General features: G+C 70.2%; 15 protein-coding genes, 2 tRNA genes and 1 pseudogene. 12 read left to right on the top strand and 6 right to left on the bottom strand.

From position 1 onward, the window contains the following. The first annotated feature begins 56 nt into the window (after positions 1–56). The 3 genes from E7Y32_RS02900 (at position 57) to E7Y32_RS02910 (ending at position 4,407) form a co-directional block, all read left to right on the top strand. The gene (locus E7Y32_RS02900; RefSeq protein ID WP_146335801.1) at positions 57–2,309 is read left to right on the top strand and encodes a prolyl oligopeptidase family protein; all 2,253 of its coding nucleotides are present in this window, start codon (positions 57–59) and stop codon (positions 2,307–2,309) included. 161 nt (positions 2,310–2,470) lie between these two features. Further along, positions 2,471–2,558, top strand: a tRNA-Ser gene (locus E7Y32_RS02905). A 226-nt stretch (positions 2,559–2,784) separates the two neighbouring features. Beyond that, entirely contained in the window at positions 2,785–4,407 is a 1,623-nt protein-coding gene (locus tag E7Y32_RS02910) for an NAD(P)/FAD-dependent oxidoreductase (RefSeq protein ID WP_146335802.1), read from the top strand. Between the two features lie 45 nt (positions 4,408–4,452). Here E7Y32_RS02910 and E7Y32_RS02915 read toward each other — a convergent pair whose 3' ends face one another. After that, positions 4,453–6,666 carry an ATP-dependent DNA helicase RecQ gene (locus E7Y32_RS02915; RefSeq protein WP_146335803.1) on the bottom strand — a complete coding sequence of 738 codons (2,214 nt, stop codon included), beginning with the start codon at positions 6,664–6,666 and terminating at the stop codon, positions 4,453–4,455. Between the two features lie 123 nt (positions 6,667–6,789). Here E7Y32_RS02915 and E7Y32_RS02920 point away from each other — a divergent pair, with 123 nt between their 5' ends. From E7Y32_RS02920 to E7Y32_RS02935, 4 genes are all read left to right on the top strand, one after another. Continuing rightward, positions 6,790–8,208 (top strand): phosphomannomutase/phosphoglucomutase, encoded by a 1,419-nt coding sequence (locus tag E7Y32_RS02920; RefSeq protein ID WP_146335804.1) that lies wholly within the window; start codon positions 6,790–6,792, stop codon positions 8,206–8,208. Positions 8,209–8,213: 5 nt separating this feature from the next. Further along, entirely contained in the window at positions 8,214–8,723 is a 510-nt protein-coding gene (locus E7Y32_RS02925; protein WP_261382519.1) for a hypothetical protein, read from the top strand. A 14-nt stretch (positions 8,724–8,737) separates the two neighbouring features. Further along, complete coding sequence (locus tag E7Y32_RS02930; protein ID WP_146335805.1) at positions 8,738–9,187, top strand: Rrf2 family transcriptional regulator; 450 nt, start codon at positions 8,738–8,740, stop codon at positions 9,185–9,187. A gap of 151 nt (positions 9,188–9,338) precedes the next feature. Continuing rightward, positions 9,339–10,499 (top strand): globin domain-containing protein, encoded by a 1,161-nt coding sequence (locus tag E7Y32_RS02935; RefSeq protein WP_146335806.1) that lies wholly within the window; start codon positions 9,339–9,341, stop codon positions 10,497–10,499. A gap of 76 nt (positions 10,500–10,575) precedes the next feature. On the opposite strand, the gene E7Y32_RS02940 is transcribed toward E7Y32_RS02935, so the two are convergent. Further along, a complete protein-coding gene (locus tag E7Y32_RS02940; RefSeq protein WP_146335807.1) occupies positions 10,576–12,408 on the bottom strand; it encodes a phosphoenolpyruvate carboxykinase (GTP) in 1,833 nt (610 codons plus the stop codon). Positions 12,409–12,687: 279 nt separating this feature from the next. Between E7Y32_RS02940 and E7Y32_RS02945 the strand changes: the two genes are divergently transcribed. Beyond that, a tRNA-Arg gene (locus E7Y32_RS02945) sits at positions 12,688–12,761 on the top strand. 52 nt (positions 12,762–12,813) lie between these two features. On the opposite strand, the gene E7Y32_RS02950 is transcribed toward E7Y32_RS02945, so the two are convergent. Further along, complete coding sequence (locus E7Y32_RS02950) at positions 12,814–13,563, bottom strand: FadR/GntR family transcriptional regulator (RefSeq protein WP_261382520.1); 750 nt, start codon at positions 13,561–13,563, stop codon at positions 12,814–12,816. Between the two features lie 100 nt (positions 13,564–13,663). Between E7Y32_RS02950 and E7Y32_RS02955 the strand changes: the two genes are divergently transcribed. The 4 genes from E7Y32_RS02955 to E7Y32_RS02970 all read left to right on the top strand — a co-directional run bounded on the left by E7Y32_RS02955 (position 13,664) and on the right by E7Y32_RS02970 (position 18,580). Further along, positions 13,664–15,121 (top strand): NAD(P)/FAD-dependent oxidoreductase, encoded by a 1,458-nt coding sequence (locus E7Y32_RS02955; protein WP_146335808.1) that lies wholly within the window; start codon positions 13,664–13,666, stop codon positions 15,119–15,121. Between the two features lie 89 nt (positions 15,122–15,210). Further along, the gene (locus E7Y32_RS02960) at positions 15,211–15,885 is read left to right on the top strand and encodes an ABC transporter ATP-binding protein (protein ID WP_146335809.1); all 675 of its coding nucleotides are present in this window, start codon (positions 15,211–15,213) and stop codon (positions 15,883–15,885) included. After that, a complete protein-coding gene (locus E7Y32_RS02965) occupies positions 15,882–17,927 on the top strand; it encodes a YhgE/Pip domain-containing protein (RefSeq protein ID WP_146335810.1) in 2,046 nt (681 codons plus the stop codon). Before E7Y32_RS02960 ends, E7Y32_RS02965 begins: the two co-directional genes overlap by 4 nt. Next, positions 17,924–18,580, top strand: coding sequence for a TetR/AcrR family transcriptional regulator (locus tag E7Y32_RS02970; RefSeq protein ID WP_395940436.1), 657 nt, complete (start codon positions 17,924–17,926; stop codon positions 18,578–18,580). The genes E7Y32_RS02965 and E7Y32_RS02970 overlap by 4 nt, the downstream gene beginning before the upstream one ends. A 6-nt stretch (positions 18,581–18,586) precedes the next feature. On the opposite strand, the gene E7Y32_RS02975 is transcribed toward E7Y32_RS02970, so the two are convergent. The 3 genes and pseudogenes from E7Y32_RS02975 to E7Y32_RS02985 form a co-directional block, all read right to left on the bottom strand. After that, the gene (locus tag E7Y32_RS02975) at positions 18,587–18,907 is read right to left on the bottom strand and encodes a hypothetical protein (protein ID WP_146335811.1); all 321 of its coding nucleotides are present in this window, start codon (positions 18,905–18,907) and stop codon (positions 18,587–18,589) included. Positions 18,908–19,356: 449 nt separating this feature from the next. After that, a pseudogene (locus E7Y32_RS02980) lies at positions 19,357–20,220 on the bottom strand (EamA family transporter); the annotation flags it as partial. A 30-nt stretch (positions 20,221–20,250) separates the two neighbouring features. Further along, the gene (locus E7Y32_RS02985) at positions 20,251–20,757 is read right to left on the bottom strand and encodes a hypothetical protein (protein WP_146335812.1); all 507 of its coding nucleotides are present in this window, start codon (positions 20,755–20,757) and stop codon (positions 20,251–20,253) included.

Raw genomic sequence — 20,757 nt, forward strand, 5'->3', positions numbered from 1 at the left:
ATACGGGCCGGCCACTTGACTTGCCTGCCCGGCGTCGCAGTTGCTTGGATGGGGCCATGACCACCACTGCAGCTGAGCACCCTACCGCGCCCGGCGGGCCGGACGGACCGATTTCCGGCACCGCCCCCGAGCCCGTCGACGAGAACATCTGGCTGGAGGACATCTACGGCGAGGCCCCGCTGGCCTGGGTCCGCGAACAGAACGCCCGCACCGAGGAACTGCTCCAGGACGCCGCATACGGCGAGCTCGAAGCCCGGATCCTGGAGGTGCTGGACTCCACCGACCGGATCGCCATGGTGGGCAAGCACGGCGGGTGGTACTACAACTTCTGGAAGGACCGCAAGAACCCCAAGGGCCTGTGGCGGCGCACCGCCTGGGAGAGCTACCGGGCGGGCTCCCCCGAGTGGGAAACCCTGCTCGACATTGACGCCCTCGCCGCGGCCGAAGGCGAGGAGTGGGTCTTCCACGGCGCCAACTTCCTGCGCCCCGCACCCGGGCAGCCGCACCGGCTGGCCCTGCTGGCGCTCTCCCCCGACGGCGGCGACGCGAACCGCTACCGCGAGTTCGACGTCGAGACCCGCAGCTTTGTGGACCCGGCCGAGGGCGGCTTTGACCTGCCGACGGCGAAGGGCCATGTGGCCTGGCTGGACGCCGACACGCTGCTGGTGGCGAGCACGGCCGCGGACCTGCCGCGGACCAGCTCGTCCTACGCCCGGACCGGTGTGGTCCTGGGCCGCGGCGAATCCCTCGCCGCGGCCGAGCGCATCTTCGAGATCCCGGAAGACCACATGATGGCGCTGCTGGCGCACGACTCCACCCCCGGTTTCGAACGGACCTTCGCCGTGGACTGGATCAGCTTCTTCGAGACGCGCACCTCGGTGCTGCGCGACGGCGTGTGGGTCGAAATCGATGTGCCGGACGACGTGAACCTCAGCACGCACCGCGAGTGGCTGCTGTTCCGGCCGCAGGGTGACTGGACAGTCAACGGGACGAGCTACCCGGCCGGGTCCCTGCTGGCGGCGGACTTCGAGGACTTCCTGGCCGGCGGCCGGGAGCTGTCCGTGCTGTTCACCCCGGATGAGCACACCTCCCTGCAATCGTGGAGCTGGACCCGGGACTTCCTGCTGCTGAACCTGCTCCGGGACGTGTCCTCCGAAATCCGGGTGCTGGACCCGGCGCGGCCCGGCACCGACGTCGCCTGGGCCGCCAGCGTGCTGGATGCCTGCCCGCCGCTGCACGACGTCAACGCCTATAGCGTCGCCGACGACGACGGAGCTGAGGATGGGGCCGACGGCAACGGCGGCGGCGACAACGCTGCCGGGAACGATTTCTGGCTGGTCGCCACTGGGTTTGCGACGCCGAGCACCCTCACCCGCGGCACCCTGACGCGGGCCGGCGCCGACGGCGTCGTCAGCACGCACGAGGTGATCCGGACGGCGCCGTCGTTCTTTGATGAGGACGCCTACGAGGTCCAGCAGCATTTCGCGGTGTCGAAGGACGGCACCCGGGTGCCCTACTTCCAGGTCGCGGCGCGGGACCTGGTGCTGGACGGGCAGAATCCCACGCAGCTCTCCGGCTACGGCGGCTTCGAGATTTCCCGCGCCCCGGCCTACAGCGGCGCCGTTGGCCGGGCCTGGCTGGAACGGCGCACGGAGGAATCCGCGGGCGCGGACGGCGAGGCACCGCACAGCCGCGGCGGCGTGTACGTGGTGGCGAACATCCGCGGCGGCGGAGAGTACGGCCCGGCCTGGCACCGCGCCGCGCTGCAGGACAAGCGCCACCGCGCCTACGAGGACTTCGCCGCCGTCGCGCAGGACCTGATTTCGCGCGGCGTGACCTCCCCCCAGCGGCTGGGCTGCGTGGGCGGCTCGAACGGCGGACTGCTGGTGGGGAACATGCTCACCCAGTATCCGGAGCTGTTCGGCGCCGTCTCCTGCGGGGTCCCGCTGCTGGACATGCGCCGGTACTCCAAGCTCTCCGCCGGGTATTCCTGGATTGCCGAATACGGCGACCCGGACGTGCCGGAGCAGTGGGAGTTCATCCGGACCTTCTCGCCGTACCACCTGCTCCGCGACGGGGTGGAGTACCCGGAAACTTTCATCTGGACCGCGACCTCGGACGACCGGGTGGGCCCGGTGCAGGCCCGCAAGATGGCCGCCCGGATGCAGGCCATGGGGATCCCCAACGTCTGGTTCCACGAGGCCCTGGAGGGCGGCCACGCGGGAGCCTCGGACAACCGGCAGGCCGCGGCGCTGCAGAGCCGCAGCCAGCACTTCCTGTGGCGCGCACTGGCGGGCCGGGCGGACTGACCTGGCCCCGCAGAGGGGCGCCGCCACCGCCGACGGCACGCAACGCGGGGTCACCCTCGGCCCGTTCCGGGCGCCCGGACCGGCGCCGGTTCACCCCGCGTTGACCGTTTTGCACTGCATGGCCCCTTCTGCGTATCCTTGGTTGGCTAGTAATAGCAATTGGAGACGTGCCAGAGCGGCCGAATGGGCTTCACTGCTAATGAAGTGTGGGGCACAACTCCACCGGGGGTTCAAATCCCCCCGTCTCCGCGTTTGGCCCCGGTCCTGGACCGGGGCCTTTTGCGTTCCCTACCCCGACGCCCCCTCACCTCCGGCGTTCCCGCCCCCGACGCTCCCTCACCTCCGGCGTTCCCTCCCCCAACGCTCCCTCACCTCCGGCAGCAACCCGGCAAACCGCTCGGGGTCCTCGGGCGCCCAGAACGGTGGAGTGTCCGGCCTCGGCCGGTCCGGCGCGTCCGGATGGCAGGATGGGCGCATGTCTACCAACCACACGTATGACGCGATCATCGTCGGCGGCGGCCACAACGGGCTGGCCGCGGCAGCGTATCTGTCCCGGGCCGGCCGGAAGGTCCTGCTGTTGGAGAAGCTGGACCACGCCGGCGGCGCCGCGGTGTCCGCGCAGGCGTTCGACGGCGTCGGCGCCCGGCTCTCCCGCTATTCCTACCTCGTCAGCCTGCTGCCGCAGCAGGTCATCGACGACCTGGACCTGCGCATCACACTGGCACGGCGCCGGTACTCCTCCTACACCCCGGACCCCGCCGCCCCCGGCCGGGCCCTGCTGGTCGACAACGAGGACGCCTCCTCAACGGCCGCTTCCTTTGCCGCGGTCGGGGCATCCGAGGACGAGTTCCGCTCCTTCAACGACTTCTACGCCAGCTGCGGGAAGCTCACCCAGGCCCTCTGGCCCACGATGACCACTCCGCTGCCCACCCGGTCCGCGGCACGGCAGTTGACCTTGGAGGCCGGCGCCACCGACGCCTGGGAGGCCATGATCGAGCGGCCGATCGGGGAGGCCATCACCGGTGCGCTGAAGCACGATCTGGTCCGCGGCGTCGTGCTGACCGACGCGCTGATCGGCACCTTCGCCCGCGCCGACGATGCCGACCTGCAGCAGAACATCTGTTTCCTCTACCACCTGATCGGTGGCGGCACGGGCGACTGGGACGTGCCGGTGGGAGGTATGGGCGCGGTGTCCGGGGAGCTGGAACGGTCCGCCCGCGAGGCCGGTGCGACCATCCTGGTCTCGGCGGAGGTCACGTCGGTGCAGCCGGGCGGCGTCGTAAAGTACCGGCACGACGGCGCAGACCACACCGCCGCCGCCCCGTGGGTCCTATCCAACGTGGCACCGGTGGTCCTGGACCGGTTGCGCGCGGCCGCGGCGCCAGCCGCTCCCCCGCACGCCACGCGGAACCCCAACCACCTCCGCGAAGGCGCCCAGGTCAAGGTGAACCTGCTGCTCAAGCGGCTGCCCCGGCTGCTGGACGGCAGTGTTAGCCCGGAAGCGGCGTTCGGCGGCACCTTCCACATCAACGAGACGTGGTCGCAGCTCGACGGCGCCTACCTCAGTGCCGCGGCCGGAAACGTCCCGGAACCGCTGCCGTGCGAAATCTACTGCCACTCGCTGACCGACCCCAGCATCCTGTCCCCGGAACTGCAGGCCGCCGGCGCGCAGACACTCACGGTCTTTGGCCTGCACGTCCCGGACCGGCTGATCAACGCAGAGAACAACGAGGACCGGCGCGCCGAGCTGCAGGCGGCCGTGCTGCGGTCCCTGAACAGTGTGCTCGCCGAGCCGGTCGAGGAACTGTTGCTGACGGACCAGGACGGCCGGCCCTGCATCGAAACCAAAACCACACTGGATATTGAGCGGGCCGTCGGAATGCCGCGGGGCAACATCTTCCACGGCGGCCTCGACTGGCCTTTTGTCGACGACGGCGCGCCCCTGGACACCCCGGCGCAGCGCTGGGGCGTGGCCACGGACGATCCGCAGCTCCTGCTCTGCGGCTCCGGAGCACGCCGCGGCGGCGCGGTCAGCGCGATCGGCGGGCACAATGCGGCCAGGGCCGTGCTGGAATCGGAACAGCAACCCCGGGACTGAGGCCGACGCCGATGCGCAACTGGGCGCGCGGGGTATGGTCCCCGCCTAGCCGGCCTGGCCGAGCACGAGCGGCAGCACGGCGCCGGCGCCGGCAAGCCGAAGGGCCCGGCCGGCCACGGTCACGGTCCAGCGGCTGTCTACGAGGTCGTCCACCAGCATGACGCTCTGGCCCTGTATGCCCTCCAGCGCGGCAGCGAGTTCCGGTCCCACGACAAGCCGGTCCCAGACCCCGGCGAGCCGGTAGGCGCTGTTGCCGCCGCGGCCGCCCGTGGGACCGCCGTGGGCCAGTTGCAGCTGCCCCAGGTACGGGATGCGGCCGATCTCAGAGATGCCTCGGGCCAGGGAGTCCACCAGTTCCGGCTTGGTACGGGAGGGAACACTGACAATCGCCGCCGGGCGGCCCGCGCCGCTCCAGCCGGGGGTCCGCGCATCGCCGCTGCCCCATTCGCGCAGGACCTGCACACAGGCGCGCAGCATTCCCGGGTCGACGGCGCGGTCCGGGGCGCCGGCGGCGAAGGTTTCGCGCAGCGCGCCGCCCCAGCCCAGGTCGGTCAGCCGGGCCAGCACGCGGCCGTTGGCCAGGGCCTCCTCCGACTTGATCTTGCCCTTGACGGTCACGCCCAGGCGGTCCATGCCGCTGGGCCACTGCAGCCGCGGCTCGAGCACCATGCCGGCCCGGCTCAGGGTTGCGCCCGCCGCCTCCGTGGCGTCCGCGGCGATGTCGGCCGGGAACCACCGGCCGGCGCAGTTGTCGCAGCGGCCGCAGGCCCGTGCCGTCTCGTCGTCGAGGACCGAGGTGATGTACTCCATCCGGCAGCCCGCGGTGTCCTGGTAGATCACCATCGAATCCTGCTCGTCCACCCGGGCCTCGGCGATCCGGCGGTACCGCTCGGCGTCGTACGTCCACGGCCGGCCGGTGGAGCGCCACCCGCCGCCCACTCGTTCGACGGCGCCGTCCACGGCCAGCACCTTGAGCAGCAGTTCCAGCGGGGTCCGGCGCAGGTCCACCCTTGCCTCGAGCGCCACGGTGGACACGGCGGTCCCCGCCTCGGCGAGGGCCGTGAGCACGGCGGCGGCCTTTTCTTCCGAGGGCATGGAGGCCGTGGCGAAATACTGCCAGATGTCACGGTCCTCGGAACCGGGCAGGAGGAGCACGTCGGCGTTGGCGGCGCCGCGGCCGGCGCGGCCGACCTGCTGATAGTAGGCCACCGGGGACGACGGCGCGCCGAGGTGCACCACAAAACCCAGATCCGGCTTGTCGAAGCCCATGCCCAGCGCCGAGGTGGCCACGAGGGCTTTCACCTGGTTGTCCTTGAGCAGCTGCTCGGCACGTTCACGGTCCGCGGGGTCGGTCCGGCCGGTGTAGGCGAGCACCTCGTGGCCGGCCTCCGCCAGGAGGCGCGCGGTGTCCTCCGCGGCGGAGACGGTGAGCGTGTAGATGATGCCGCTGCCGGGCAGGTCGGACAGGTGGGTCAGCAGCCAGCCCAGCCGTTCCCGGGAATCCGGCAGCCGCAGCACACCGAGGCGCAAGGACTCCCGGCCCAAGGCGCCGCGGATGGTCAGCACCCCCTCGCCGAGCTGTTCCTCGATGTCGTGCACCACGCGGGAGTTCGCGGTGGCCGTGGTGGCCAGGACCGGCACACTGTCCGGCAGCTGGGTGATCAGATCCGCGATCCGCCGGTAGTCGGGGCGGAAGTCGTGGCCCCAGTCGGAGATGCAGTGCGCCTCGTCGATCACCAGCAGCCCGGTCCGGCGGACCAGCTCGGGCAGCTGGTTTTCGCGGAACGACGGGTTGGTGAGCCGCTCCGGGGACACCAGGAGCACGTCGACCTCGTCCGCCGCGAGCTGTTCGCGGACCGTGTCCCAGTCGAGCTGGTTGGCGGAGTTGATGGCCACCGCCCGGACCCCTGCCCGGGCCGCGGCCGCGACCTGGTCCCGCATCAGCGCCAGCAGCGGGGACACGATCAGCGTGGGGCCGGCGCCGCGGCGGCGCAGCAGCAGGGACGCGACGAAGTAGACGGCCGACTTTCCCCAGCCGGTGCGCTGCACAACGAGGGCGCGCCGCCCGCCATCGACGAGGGCCTCGATCGCCTCGAACTGGCCGTCGTGGAACTCCGCGCCGGGGTGCCCCACGAGCTCGCGGAGCACCGCCTGGGCCTGTTCCCGCGTCGCGGTACCCCCGGCGGGGGCGGATTCGGCAGCTGTGGCGGGGGCGGATTCGGCGGCGGCGAGGAGGGCAGCGTTCTGGTTATTGGCCATTGCCTCAGTATCCCAGTCCCCTCCGACAGCCGCGAAGCCGGCGTCGGCCTATGTGGACAGGTGTTGTCCACATAGGCCGCGCGTTCCCGGCTGCCCGCCGCCGCTTCCCCGTAAGATGGAGCCGTGACTAGCGACCAGACGAAGACTTTTGACCTCTCGGCTTCCTTCAAGGCCTACGACGTGCGCGGAATCGTGGGCGATTCCATCACCGCAGAAATCGTCGAGGCCGTGGGGGCTGCCTTCGTGGACGTCCTGGGCCTGGCCGGACAGACCGTACTGGTCGGCGGGGACATGCGCCCCTCCTCGCCCGAGTTCAGCCGCGCCTTTGCCAACGGCGCAGCCACCCGCGGGGCCAACGTGCAGCTGCTCGACCTGATCTCCACCGACGAGCTGTACTACGCCTGCGGCGCCCTGAACGCCGCCGGCGCCACCTTCACCGCCAGCCACAACCCTGCCGAATACAACGGCATCAAGATGGCCAAGGCCGGCGCCGTGCCGATCTCCTCGGAAACCGGCCTGAAGGAGATCCAAGCCCTGGCCGAGGAATACCTCAACACCGGCGCCATCCCCGCGAACGGCACCCGCGGCCTGATCAGCGTCCGCGACGTGCTCAAGGACTACTCCGAATACCTGCGCAGCCTCGTTGACCTTCGCGGATCCCGGCCGCTGAAGGTCGTGGTCGACGCCGGCAACGGCATGGCGGGCATGACCACCCCGGCGGTGCTTGGCGACACCCTGCTGCCGAAGCTGCCGCTTGAGATCATTCCGCTCTATTTCGAGCTCGACGGGTCCTTCCCGAACCACCCGGCCAACCCGCTCGAGCCGGAAAACCTGCGCGACCTGCAGGCCGCCGTCGTCGAGCACGGCGCGGACATCGGGCTGGCGTTCGACGGCGACGCCGACCGCTGCTTCGTGATCGACGAAAAGGGCGAGCCGGTCTCGCCGTCGGCCGTGACCGGCATGGTGGCGCGCCGCGAGATTGCCCGCGCCAAGTCCAACGGCGAGGACCACCCGACGATCATCCACAACCTGCTGACTTCGCGGGCGGTGCCCGAACTGGTGGCCCACGACGGCGGCCGCGCGGTCCGGACCCGGGTGGGGCACTCCTTCATCAAGGCCGTGATGGCGGCCGAAGGCGCGATCTTCGGCGGCGAGCACTCCGCGCACTTCTACTTCCGCGACTTCTGGAATGCGGACACCGGCATGCTGGCCGCCATGCACGTCCTGGCTGCGCTCGGCGAGCAGGACGGCCCGCTCTCCGAACTCGGCCGCGAGTACGAACCGTACCGGTCCTCCGGCGAGATCAACTCGGAAATCGAGGACAAGGCCGGCGCCGTGGAGCGCGTCCGCCAGGACTTCCACAACGAGGATGTCGAGGTGGACTACCTCGACGGCAGCACCTTCATCGCGGCGGACGGCAGCTACTGGTTCAACCTGCGCCCGTCCAACACCGAGCCCTTCCTGCGCCTGAACGTCGAGGCCACGGACCAGGAGACCATGGAACGCATCCGCGACCGGGTGCTGGCCGTGGTCCGGGGCTGACCGCGGTGACGGATCCTTCCGAGGCCCAGGGCGCCCTTCTGCAGCCGGCGGACCCGGCCGCGGACTCCTGGCGCGGCTCGGTGCCGGACGCCAGCGCCACCGACCTGGAGAACCTGCTGGGCACCGGGGTCGGGGCCGCCCAGGAACAACTGGAGCGCAACGGCGGCTTCCTGCCGTTCGCCCTGGTGGTGGAAAACGACGGCGAGGTCCGCCTCGTGGCGGTCACGCCGGCGGACGCGGCGGGGGACGGCGACGGCGATTTCGACGCCGACGGCATGATCAGCGACCTCACCGAACTGCTCAGGCAGCACCGGGACGAGTTCCGCGCCGCCGCCATTGTCTGCGACATAACGCTGCTGGACGAGGACTCGGACGCCATCCACGTGGCCGCCGAGCACCAGGACGGTTCCGTCTTCGCCGCCGTGCTGCCCTACGGCGCCAACCCGGAGACGAACGAGCTGGAATTTGGCGAGTTGTCCGCCGATTCCAACGAACCCGCCGTCTGGGTGGACTAGACCAGGCCCGTGCCATGAAGATCAACGCCTTCGCGGACGTAAGCCTGCGCGCGATGATGGTGCTCGCGGCCGCTCCGGACGGCGAACTGCTCACCACCCAGAGCATCGCCGACGCCGTCGGCACGCCCTACAACCACGTCAGCAAGGCGATGGCGAAGCTGCGGTCACTGGGCCTGATCGACGTCGAACGCGGCCGCAACGGCGGGTCCCGGCTCAACGGGGCGGGCCGCACCGCCACCATCGGGCAGCTGCTGCGCGCCCTGGATACCCGGACCGACCCGGCCGACTGCGTCGCAGCCGCCGGCACCTGCCCCCTGATCACCGAGTGCCGGCTCCGCGGCGCGCTCGGCCGGGCCAGGGAGGCCTTCTACCGTGAGCTTGACGACATCGTCGTCGCATCACTGCCCACCACGCGGCAGATGAACCCCGCCTTTCAGGCGATCGGCCTGCGCCCCGGCCTCTAGCCGGGGCGCAGGCCGCCCGGCCACCCTCCTCCCCGACTTGCCACCGTTTTCTACGGCGTGTAGAACTGAGGCATAAATACTCGTATTTCAAATACTTGTATTTCGGATCGGTCCGTTTGAAGACCCCGGGCCACTACCTCAGGAGTCAGCAATGCTCTCGGACAAGTCCTTCCCCGTCATCGAGGCCACCCTGCCGCTGGTCGGTTCCCGGATCGGCGAGATCACCCCCAAGTTTTACGCCCGGCTCTTCGGCGCGCACCCTGAGCTGCTGGACGGCCTGTTCAGCCGTTCCAACCAGCGCTCCGGCGACCAGCAGCAGGCCCTGGCCGGGAGCATCGCCGCTTTCGCCAGCCACCTGGTGAGCCACCCGGGCACCCTGCCGGAGACCGTCCTGGCCCGCATCGCGCACCGGCACGCCTCGCTCGGCATCACCGAACCGCAGTACCAGGTGGTCTACGAGCACCTCTTCGCCGCCATCGCCGAGGACCTGGCCGAGGTCATCACGCCGGAAATCGCCGAGGCCTGGACCGAGGTCTACTGGCTGATGGCCGATGCGCTGATCAAGCTCGAAAAGGGCCTCTACGCCGCCCAGGCCAACGGCAAGATGTGGACGCCGTGGCGGGTGGCGGCCAAGACCCCGGCCGGCACCGGCTCCATGACGTTCGCACTGGAACCGGCCGACGACACGCCCATCACCCCGGCGCTGCCCGGCCAGTACGTCAGCGTCAAGGTCACCCTCCCGGAGGGCCTGCGCCAGGTCCGCCAGTACTCGCTCTCCGGCGACGCCGGCACCAGCCGCAGCTTCACCACCAAGCTCGACGACGGCGGCGAGGTCTCCCCGGTGCTGCACAACAACGTTGAGGTCGGCGACGTCCTAGAAATCTCCAACCCCTACGGCGAGATCACGCTCGAGGAGGGCGACGGCCCCGTGGTCCTGGCCTCGGCCGGCATCGGCTGCACACCCTCGGCCTCGATCCTGCGCTCCCTCGCGGCGGCCGGTTCGGACCGCCAGGTGTTGGTCCTGCACGCGGAAAGCACCCTCGACAGCTGGGCCCTGCGCTCCCAGATGACGGACGACGTCGAACGCCTCGAGGGCGCCGAGCTGCAGCTCTGGCTGGAACAGCCCGAGGCCGGAGCCCGGGAGGGCTTTATGTCGCTGCGCGACGTGGACCTGCCGGCCAACGCCTCGCTGTACCTCTGCGGGCCGCTGCCGTTCATGAAGAACATCCGCAACGAGGCCATCAACGCCGGCATCCCCGCCACCAAGATCCATTACGAGGTCTTCGGCCCGGACATCTGGCTCGCCAACTGAGCAGCGTCATTTGGGAACCACGGCGGCCCCGCACCTTGGGAAGGTGCGGGGCCGCCGTCGTTGGTTCAACTGCCTGCTAGTGCGCGGACATGCGCTCCTTGAGCGAGTCGAGCTCGGAGCGCAGCGCCTCCGGCAGGGAGTCGCCGAACTTCGCGTACCACTCCTCGATCGAGGCGAGCTCGGTGTCCCATTCGGCGCGGTCGACGCGGACGGCGTCCTCCACGTGGGCGTGGGTCAGGTCCAGGCCGGTGAGGTCCAGCGCGTCGCCGGTCGGGACGTAGCCGATCGGGGTTTCGACGGCGTCGGCCTTGCCTTCGATGCGCTCGATGGCCCACTTGAGCACCCGGGCGTTGTCGCCGAAGCCGGGCCAGGCGAAGCCGCCGTCGGCCGTGCGGCGGAACCAGTTCACCAGGAAGATGTGCGGCAGCCGCTCCGGGTTGGCCTTGCCGGAGACGCTGATCCAGTGCTTGAGGTAGTCGCCGGCGTCGTACCCGATGAACGGCAGCATGGCCATCGGGTCGCGGCGGAGCACGCCGACCTGTCCCGCGGCGGCGGCCGTGGTCTCCGAGGAGAGGGTCGAGCCCATAAAGATGCCGTTGGTCCAGCTGCGGGCCTGGGTCACAAGGGGGACGGTGGTCTTGCGCCGGCCGCCGAAGAGGATCGCAGAGACCTCGACGCCCTCGGGGCTGTAGTACTCCTCGGCGAGCATATCGACCTGCGAGATCGGGGTGCAGAAGCGGGAGTTCGGGTGGGCGGCCGGCTTGTCCGAGTCCGGGGTCCAGTCGTTGCCCTGCCAGTCGATCAGGTGCGCCGGGACCTCGTCGGTCATGCCTTCCCACCACACGCCGCCGTCGTCCGTGAGCGCGACGTTGGTGAAGATGCTGTGGCCCTTGGCGATGGCCCGCATGGCGTTGGGGTTGGTGCCCCAGCCGGTGCCGGGGGCGACGCCGAACAGGCCGGCTTCCGGGTTGGTGGCGCGCAGTTCGCCTTCTTTGCCGATCCGCATCCAGGTGATGTCGTCGCCGAGGGTTTCGACTTCCCAGCCCTCGATGGTCGGGTCGAGCAGGGCAAGGTTGGTCTTGCCGCAGGCGGAGGGGAACGCGGCGGAGACGTAGTAGTTCTTCTTCTCCGGGGAGGTGAGCTTCAGGATGAGCATGTGCTCTGCGAGCCAGCCCTCGTCCCGGGCCATGACCGAGGCGATGCGCAGCGCGTAGCACTTCTTGCCCAGCAGGGCGTTGCCGCCGTAGCCGGAGCCGAAGGACCAGATGGAGCGCTCTTCGGGGAAGTGCACGATCCACTTGTCCGGGTTGCAGGGCCAGGCGACGTCGGCCTGGCCGGGGGCCAGCGGGGCTCCCAGGGAGTGCAAGGCGGGGACGAAGAAGGCGTTCGTGGCGGTGATCTTGTCCAGGACCTCGGTGCCGATCGTGGCCATGATGCGCATGGAGGCCACAACGTAGGCGCTGTCCGTGATTTCGACGCCGAACTTGGGATCGTCGGCGTCGAGGTGGCCCATCACGAAGGGAATGACGTACATGGTGCGGCCGCGCATGGAGCCGCTGAACAGGCCGCGCAGCTTCTCCTTCATCTCCGCCGGGGCCATCCAGTTGTTGGTGAAGCCCGCGTCGCGTTCGTTTTCGGAGCAGATGAAGGTCTGCTCCTCCACCCGGGCGACGTCGGCGGGATCAGAGAATGCCGCAAAGGACTTCGGGAACAGCTTCTCGTTCAGCCGGGTCAGGGTGCCGGCGGCGACGAGCTCGTCCGTGAGCCGGGTGTTCTCCTCTTCCGAACCATCAACCCAGTGGATCCGGTCCGGCTGGGTCAGTTCAGCAACCTCTTCAACCCATGCCAGCAGTCCAGCATGAGTGGTGGGTGCTTTCTCAAGCAGCGGCAGTCGCGCCAGATCGCCCATTACGGTTCCCTTCCTCGGGTTCAGTGGTGTGTCCTAAATGCTAGGTGTCGCGGAGGATTCACTTTCCGGCCCACTTGCGGGCTGACGGCGGGCCCGCAATCCAAAAACCGCGGAAATTCAAGGTTTATTAAGTCCATACGGCGGAGTTTTTGTGATCAAGGTCACATAGACCGGTCTAGTCAGCTAGATTACAGGGGTTCCGATTTGGAAGTGTGGGCCCATCTCGCGTAAAGTAATTCGAGGTTCGGGGGAGCGAGAAACTCCCAAAGAGCCGAGAATGCGCCCATAGCTCAGCTGGATAGAGCGTCTGTCTACGGAACAGAAGGTCAGGGGTTCGAATCCCTTTGGGCGCACAGAGAAAAAGATCCGCACCGGTCCGCCGGTGCGGATCTTTTGTTTTCCGGACTACTCCGCCGGCCCGCCCGCTGCCGCCTCGATCCGTCGGCGCATCCCGTCGAAGAGGCTGCCCAGCCGCTCGGCGGCCAGCGCCGCGTCCCCCGCCGCCACCGCCTCGTAGATGCCCCGGTGCAGCGCGGCCGCACCCGGGGATACGATGCCGGGGCCGAGTTCATGCTCGATCCCCCGGTAGACAGTCTGGAACGCATCGAGCAGGCCGCGCAGCAGCCCGTTGTCCAGCGGCTCAAACAGCCGGCGGTGGAAGTCGGCGTCGGCGTCGACAAAGTGCTCACCGGACCCGGCCGGGGCTTCCATCCGGCACACGGCGGCCTCGAGCCCCGCGAGCCGGTCCGGCGTCATGAGCGCCACGGAGCCGCCGATCAGCGCTGATTCCAGCACCCGGCGCACTTCCACCAGTTCCAGCGCCTCCCGCCCGCGGTGGCGCAGGGATGACCGGGCCCTGAAGGCCAGGCCGTCCGCCAGGGCGCCGAAGTTGGCCGCGGCGACGAACATGCCGAAGCCGTGGCGGATTTCGATGACGCCCAGGGCTTGGAGCACCTTGAGCGCCTCGCGCAGGGTGTTCCGGCCAGTTCCCAGCAGGGCGGCCAGTTCGGTCTCGGTGGGCAGCGCTTCCCCCGGCTCCAGCTCCCGCTCGAGGATCAGTTCGATGATCGCGTCCTGCAGGGCGCGCAGCCTTGCCTGCGCGCCGGGCCGGTTCGGCGTCACGCCCCGGCCGGCAGTCAAAGCTGCTGCGTTCACTGGTGGCCTCCTGCCCCGAAGTGGTCCTCAGCGTAGCGGAGGTCCCATGTCCTGCAAAGGGTCCGGTAAGGCCCCTTCCCGGCAGGGTTAGGCTGTTGCCATGACGGCACATATTGAGCGTGAATTCGATGTCCTTGTGATCGGGGCCGGCGCGGTGGGCGAGAACGTGGCCGAGCGCGTGGTGAAGGGCGGCCTGACCGCCGTCATGGTGGAGGCGGAGCTGGTGGGCGGCGAGTGCTCCTACTGGGCCTGCATGCCGTCGAAGGCACTGCTGCGGCCCGGCACCGCGCTCCACGGCGCCCAGACCGTCCCCGGCGCCGAGGAGGCCGTCACCCGGGTGCTCGACGCCGCCGCCGTCCTGAAGCGGCGGGACTACTTCACGTCCAACTGGCAGGACGACAGCCAGGTCAAGTGGGCCGAGGACACCGGCATCGAGCTGATCCGCGGCCACGGCTGGATCACCGGCCCCCGCCAGGCGGAAGTGGCCGGACTGGACGGCAACAATTACGCACTCACCGCACGCCACGCCGTCGTGGTGGCCACCGGGTCGCGGCCAAGCATCCCGCCCGTGGAGGGGCTCGCCGACGTCGACTTCTGGACCACCAGGGAGGCCACGTCCGCCAGGGACATCCCGGCGCGGCTCGGCGTGCTCGGCGGCGGCGTGGCCGGGACCGAACTTGCCCAGGCCTTCGCGCGGCTCGGGTCGGCCGTGACGCTGGTGGCCCGGGGCGGGCTGCTGGGGGCGTTCCCGACTCCGGCGGCGGAACTGGTCCAGGCCGGGCTGCGCGCCGACGGCGTCGAGCTCCACCTCCGCACCGGCACGCAGAGCGTCCATGAGAACGACGACGGCTCCCTGACCCTGACGCTCGAGGGCAGCGGCCGCGTCACGGTTGACAAGCTCCTGGTCGCCACCGGCCGGCACCCCGCCCTCGAGGGGATCGGGCTCGAGAGTGTGGGCCTGGCCGGCGAGGACGGCGCGCCGCCGCGGCTGCGGACCGACGCGAGCGGGCTCGTTGTGGGAGCCGAGGGCCAGGAGGCCGCACCGTGGCTATACGCCGTCGGCGACGCCGCGGGCAAGGTCCTGCTGACCCACCAGGGCAAGTACGAGGCCCGTGCCACCGGGGACGCCATTGCCGCCCGCGCCCGGGGCACACTCTCCGGCGAACCCGCGCCCTGGAGCCACTACGCCCACACCGCCGACGATCACGCGGTGCCCAATGTGGTCTTTACCGACCCCGAACTGGCCAACGTGGGCCGGAGCCTGGAGCAGGCCCGCAAGGACGGCTACCGGGCCACGTCCGTGGAGCTCCCCATCCAGGTGGCGGGTTCCTCGCTGCATTCCGAGCATTACAAGGGCTGGGCCCAGCTCGTGGTTGATGAGGACCGCAAAGTCCTGCTGGGCGCGACGTTCGCGGGTCCGGACGTCGCCGAGCTGCTGCACGCCGCGACGATCGCCGTCGTCGGCGAGGTCCCGCTGGACCGTCTCTGGCACGCCGTCCCGTCCTACCCGACCATCAGCGAGGTGTGGCTGCGGCTGCTCGAGGAGTACGGCCTCTAAGCGAGAAGTGTCCGTTCGCTCACATCTATTTGAACTGACCGGTCAGTTTAGTTAGCCTTGAAGCAGATCATTTCTGCGAAAGGCTTTCCTTGCTCAGCGTTCAACAGCTCCACGTGAAGGGCCGGCGCGACTACCTGCTCCCGCCGACCTCGCTGCAGGCCGCCCGGGGTGAACTGCTCCTCGTCAGCGGCAAGCGCCAGGACCAGCGGACCGCCCTGGCCCTGACGCTCAGCGGCCGGATGAAGCCCACGGCCGGCTCCATCGACTGGGACGGCGGAACGCGGATCAAGCGGCTGCGGCAGGACAGCGCCGTCGTCGACGCCCCCGGCGTGAACGAACCGGAGCCGCACCTGAGCGTCCGCGACCTCGTCACCGAGGACCTCGCCCTGATCCCCCGCCGCTACCGGGGCGCACTGCTGAGCACACCCTGGCTCAAGGTCAACCGCTTCGAGGACATTGCCGGGCGCTGGGCCGAGGAACTTCCCGCGGACCGGCGCCTTGAGCTGCTCACGGCCCTGGCCCTGGCCAACCCCCACACCGACCTGCTGGTGGCGGACTCCCCCGACCGCCACAGCGGCGACCCCGCCGACTGGCTGCCGCGGCTGGAGGAACTGGCGTACGACGCCGGGCGGCCGCTCGCCGTCGTCGCCGTCGTCGGCAGTGTCCCGCCGGACTGGACCGGTCCGATCACGGAGATCGGCAACGCCGCCCCGGCCCCCGAATCCGCAGATGCCCTGAACCCCGAAACCGAGGATGCCCGATGACCGTGCTGCGGCTGGCCCGTTCCGAACTCAAGCGCATGACCGGCGGACTGCTGCCGAAGCTGACCATCCTGGCGCTGACCCTGGTGCCGCTGCTCTACGGCGCGGTGTACCTGTACGCGAACTGGGATCCCTACGGCAAGCTGAACCAGATCGACGCGGCCCTGGTGGTCGAGGACAGCGGCGCCGGCACCGCCGACGGCTCGCGGTTGGAGGCCGGCCGGAAGGTCGCCGACAGCCTGGTGGAGGGCCATGTCTTCAACTGGCAGACCGTCTCCAGCGCGGAGGCGGCCGATGAGGGCGTGAGTAACGGCACCTATGCGTTCGCGCTGAAGATCCCCCGCGATTTCTCCGCCAACCTGGTCTCGCCGGGGAGTTTCGACGCCGCCAACCAGGCCATGCTGAACGTCACCACCAACGACGCCAACAACTACCTGCTCAGCACCATCGTGGACAAGCTCACCACCGCCGTCCACGCGAGCGTCGCCAAGGAGGTCGGTGAAGGCACCGCCAACCAGCTCCTCACCGGCTTCGGCACCATCCACACCCAGATGCTCAAGGCCTCCGACGGCGCCCGCGAGCTCGCCGGCGGGGTGTCCTCGCTCCACGACGGCACGGTGACCCTGCACCAGGGCACCACCTCACTCCGGAACGGCGCCGCCGAGCTGGCAGCCGGGCAGCACAAACTGCTCGACGGCGCCAACGCCCTCAACAGCGGCGCCGGGCAGCTCTCCTCCGGGCTGGGCCAGCTCAAGGACAAGACCGCCACCCTGCCGCAGGATTCGCGGCAACTGGCCGACGGCGCGGCCCAGGTGGCCGCCGGGAACGCTGCGCTCAACGCCAAGTTCCAGGGCCTGGCCGGGCAAATGGCCGCGGCGGATCAGGCCGCCGCCCAGGCCCAGCGCGCCAAGGTGGCGGAGTCGACCGCTCGCATGGTGGCCTCCGGCCTGATGCTCCAGCCCCAGGCCGACGCACTGATGGCCGACTACGACGCCCACAACACCCCGGCCCCGTCCGGCGCGGCCGCTGCGCTGAAGGGCGCCGCCGGGCAGATCCAGCAGCTCGCGGACGGCTCGGCAGCCGTCAGCGCGGGCGCCTCACGGCTGGCCGGAGCGACGCCGGCCCTCACCGACGCCGTCGGCAAGGCCTCCGCCGGCGCCGAGCAGCTCTCCAGCGGCTCCGCGGCCCTGGCCAACGGGGAGCAGAACGCGGCCGCCGGGGCAGACAAGCTCTCCGACGGCGCGGCGCAGCTCCACGACGGCGCGGCGCAGCTGGACAGCGGCTCCGCCAAGGCGGCCGACGGCGCCGGCACCCTCGCCGACGAGCTCGCCAAGGGCGCCGGCAAGGTCCCCAACCCCGGCGACGCGCAGAAAGACAGCCTCGCCAAGGTCATGGCGGACCCGGTGGCCGTCAGCAACGTGTCCCAGGCCAAGGCCGGATCCTACGGTGCCGGGCTGGCGCCGTTCTTCCTCACCCTTGCCCTGTGGATCGGCGTGTTTATGCTGATCCAGGCGATGCGCCCGGTCACCCAGCGAGCGCTGGCGTCCAACGCGCCCGCGTGGAAGATCGCCGTCGGGGGCTGGCTTCCGTTCCTGGCCGTCGCCGCCGCGCAGGCCAGCCTGCTGACCCTGGTGGTGGATGTCGGGCTGGGCCTCGATCCCGCCCACCCCGTGCTGATGTGGGTGCTGATGCTGGCGGCCGCCATGGCGTTCAGCGCGATCATCCAGGGTGTGGTGGCGCTGCTCGGCTCACCCGGCAAACTTGTGGTGCTGATCCTGCTGGTGCTGCAGCTGGTCTCTTCCGGGGGTACCTTCCCTTGGCAGACCACGCCGGAACCGCTGCACGTGGTGCACCAGCTCCTGCCGATGGGCTACGTGGTCAGCGGCATGCGGCACCTGATCTACGGGGCGGAGCTGGCCAGCATCCTGCCCACCATGCTCGGCCTGGTTGGCTACACTTTGCTGGGACTGGCGATGTCCGCCGTCGCCGTTCGGAAGCACAAGTTCTGGACCCTCAAGACCCTGAAGCCGGAGATCGCCCTATGAGCCCCAGCAGCGCGATGAGCCCCACCGGCGCGACCGGGGACTCCGACGCCGACGGCGCCAAGAAGCTCCGGCCCGGACGCACCAACGCCACGAAACAGAAATTGTTCGAGGCGTCGATGGAGCTGATCGGCGAGCGCGGCGCCGCAGGTGTGACGGTGGACGAGATCGCGGCGGCCGCCGGGGTCTCCAAAGGCACGGTGTATTACAACTTCGGCAGCAAATCGGATCTGATCGCGCAACTGCTGCGGCACGGGGTGGACATCCTGATGGCCCGGCTGCTGAGCGTCACGGACGAGTCGGCGGACCCGCTGGCCGCGATGGACGAGATGATCGGCCAGGCCATGGATTTTATGGCCGAATACCCTTCGTTCGCCCGGCTGTGGGTGAGCGAGAACTGGCGGACGCCCAGCGAGTGGCAGGACACCTTCGCGGAGCTCCGCGGCCGGCTCCTGGGCGTGATCGGCGCCGCGATCGAGGCCGTGGCCGCCAAGTACCCCGTGGACCCCGGGGTCTCGCGCGGCAGCCTGGAGACCGCGATCTTCGGGGCGTGCTTTGTGGTGGGGCTGGACCGCCAGACCTACAACCCGGAGCGCACCCGGGCGCAAAGTGTCGCCGCAATCATGGCGATCATGCGTGGCTACGTCGTGAAATAGTCCCGCTCAGGGATGATTGGTCACATGCGCCACATGGGTAAAAGCGGCAAAACTGCCATCGGAGCCTCGTTGGCCGCCCTGGCGCTGCTGGTGCTCGCCGGCGCCACCCTGAACGAAACCGTGGGACTGTGGTTCCTGGCCGCCTGCGCGGTGGCCTACGTGGCCTGTGTGGCCGAGGTCGTCATCCGCCGGCGGCACAAGACGCTGCTGGCAAGCGGGGTGGGCAGCATCCTCTTCATCGCCTTCGGAATCGCATTCCTGCGCCAGTGGGGCCTGGCGTTCAACCCCGACCCGGAGGCGCTGTCCTCCCAGGTGGATGCCGAACATCCGGATCTGTACTTCTACCTCTCGGTGTGCGCCGGCGCTGCGACACTGCTGCTGCTGCTCGCCGGAACGGTCCTGCCCGGCCGGGGCCCGGCGCGGCGCACCCGCTACCCGTCGCGTCGCCCGACGGCCGCGTCCCGACGCCCGGCGCCGCGCAGGCCAGCAGCCCGGCCGTCCGCCCCGCGCGCCTCGGCGCCACGCGCTTCCGCACCGCGGGCTTCGGCACCACGGTCCGCAACGCCCCGTCCTGGCGCGCCTCGTTCGGCGGCGCCGAAGCCTGCCGCGCCCCGCGCTTCCGCCCCCCGTGCTTCAGCACCCCGGACCTCCGCCGCCCGAACCCCTGCGGCGGCAGCCAAGCGCCCGTCGTCGTCGTCCAAACCGGCGGCGAAGCTGCCGCCGAAGCCACCGGCCAAGCCCTCCACCCGGCGCTGACGGGCCGTCCGCGGCCCAGACGCCCGGAGCACCGCGATTGCCACCCCGGCGAGGAGCAGCAGCCCGCCCGCCACTTCCGCCGGCGAGGGCACCTCGGACAGCACCAGCCACGCGGTGGTCATCCCCACCACCGGGACCAGCAACGTGAACGGCACGACGGCGGAGGACGGGTACAGCCCCAGCAGCCGGTTCCAAATGCCGTAGCCCACGAGGGAGCCGAAAGCTGCGGTATAGACGGCACTGAGGATCGACACCGGCTGCAGGTCCAGCAGCGCCCCCGACAGTACGGCGGGACCGTCCACCAGCAGCGAAAGTCCGGCCAGTGGCAGGGGCACCACGGCACCGGACCACACCACCAGCCCCAGCCCCGACGCGGCCTTCGCCTTGCGCGCCACGACGTTGCCCGCGGCCCAGGACAGCGCCGCGGCGAGCACAATCAGCAGGGGCAGCAGCGGGGCCACGAGGCTACGGCCCACCGCCACCACAGACAGTCCGGCAATCCCAAGCACGACGCCGGCCACCTGCCGGCGGGTGGGCCGTTCGCCAAGGATCCCGGCCGCCAGCAGGACCGTCAGCAGCACCTGCGCCTGCAGCACGAGCGACGCCAGCCCGGCGGGCATGCCGAGCGCCATGGCCAGGTAGAGCAGCCCGAACTGGCCCGCGCTCATCAGCAGGCCGACGCCGATGATGGCCTTCCAGCTCACGTCCGGTTTGCGGATAAAGAAAATGCAGGGAAACACCACCAGGGTGAAGCGCATGGCGACGAACAGGAGCGGCGGCATCTGCGCTCCGCCCCCGGGGTTCAGGCCAAGGTCGATGGCGACGAAGTTGATGCCCCACAGGATCGCCACCAGCAGGGCAAGCGCGGAATGGCGGGGGGTCATCGTGCGAGCGGCCCCCGCCGTTCCGGCGCGTCAGAGATTGCGCGGCCGTTCGCCGTGGGGGCCCTCGGTGTCATGCCGTTCCGCAGCCGTGTCCTCGCGGATGCCGGCGCCTCCCGCTTCCGCCGGCCGCTCGCGGCTGCCCCGGTCCCGGCGCAGTTCCTCCTGGGGCGCGGCGTCCGCGTGGCGGGCGTCGCCGCGCTCGGTCACCACGACGTCGGGATCAACCTCGTCGGCCCGGCGGAGCTGCTCCTCGGCGCCGGCGCGAACGGTTTCGGCTTCCTGCTGCGTCCCGCGCGCCTGCATGCGGAGGCGTTCGGCTTCGACTTCGGCTGCCTTCGCGTCGGCTTCCGCCCGGGCCGCCTTCGCCTCGTGCTCGCGCGCGGCCAGCTGGTCGGCTTCCGCTTTTTCGCGCATTTCCGCGGCCCGGTTCCGGTCCGCGTCAGTCTTGCGCTTGCGGCTGAAGTACATTGCCCCTGCGACGATCGCGAGTACCACCACGACGCCGACGATGATCCCTACGAGCTGTCCTGAATCCAC

This window comes from Arthrobacter sp. UKPF54-2 (assembly GCF_007858535.1).
In the GTDB taxonomy this organism is placed as follows: domain Bacteria; phylum Actinomycetota; class Actinomycetes; order Actinomycetales; family Micrococcaceae; genus Arthrobacter.

Bases quoted from the DNA above. Each gene is read 5' to 3' on its own strand.
- E7Y32_RS02900 (WP_146335801.1), top strand. From the start codon at position 57: ATGACCACCACTGCAGCTGAGCACCCTACCGCGCCCGGCGGGCCGGAC.
- E7Y32_RS02910 (WP_146335802.1), top strand. From the start codon at position 2,785: ATGTCTACCAACCACACGTATGACGCGATCATCGTCGGCGGCGGCCAC.
- E7Y32_RS02915 (WP_146335803.1), bottom strand. From the start codon at position 6,666: ATGGCCAATAACCAGAACGCTGCCCTCCTCGCCGCCGCCGAATCCGCC.
- E7Y32_RS02930 (WP_146335805.1), top strand. From the start codon at position 8,738: ATGAAGATCAACGCCTTCGCGGACGTAAGCCTGCGCGCGATGATGGTG.
- E7Y32_RS02935 (WP_146335806.1), top strand. From the start codon at position 9,339: ATGCTCTCGGACAAGTCCTTCCCCGTCATCGAGGCCACCCTGCCGCTG.
- E7Y32_RS02940 (WP_146335807.1), bottom strand. From the start codon at position 12,408: ATGGGCGATCTGGCGCGACTGCCGCTGCTTGAGAAAGCACCCACCACT.
- E7Y32_RS02955 (WP_146335808.1), top strand. From the start codon at position 13,664: ATGACGGCACATATTGAGCGTGAATTCGATGTCCTTGTGATCGGGGCC.
- E7Y32_RS02965 (WP_146335810.1), top strand. From the start codon at position 15,882: ATGACCGTGCTGCGGCTGGCCCGTTCCGAACTCAAGCGCATGACCGGC.
- E7Y32_RS02970 (WP_395940436.1), top strand. From the start codon at position 17,924: ATGAGCCCCAGCAGCGCGATGAGCCCCACCGGCGCGACCGGGGACTCC.
- E7Y32_RS02975 (WP_146335811.1), bottom strand. From the start codon at position 18,907: ATGTTCGGCATCCACCTGGGAGGACAGCGCCTCCGGGTCGGGGTTGAA.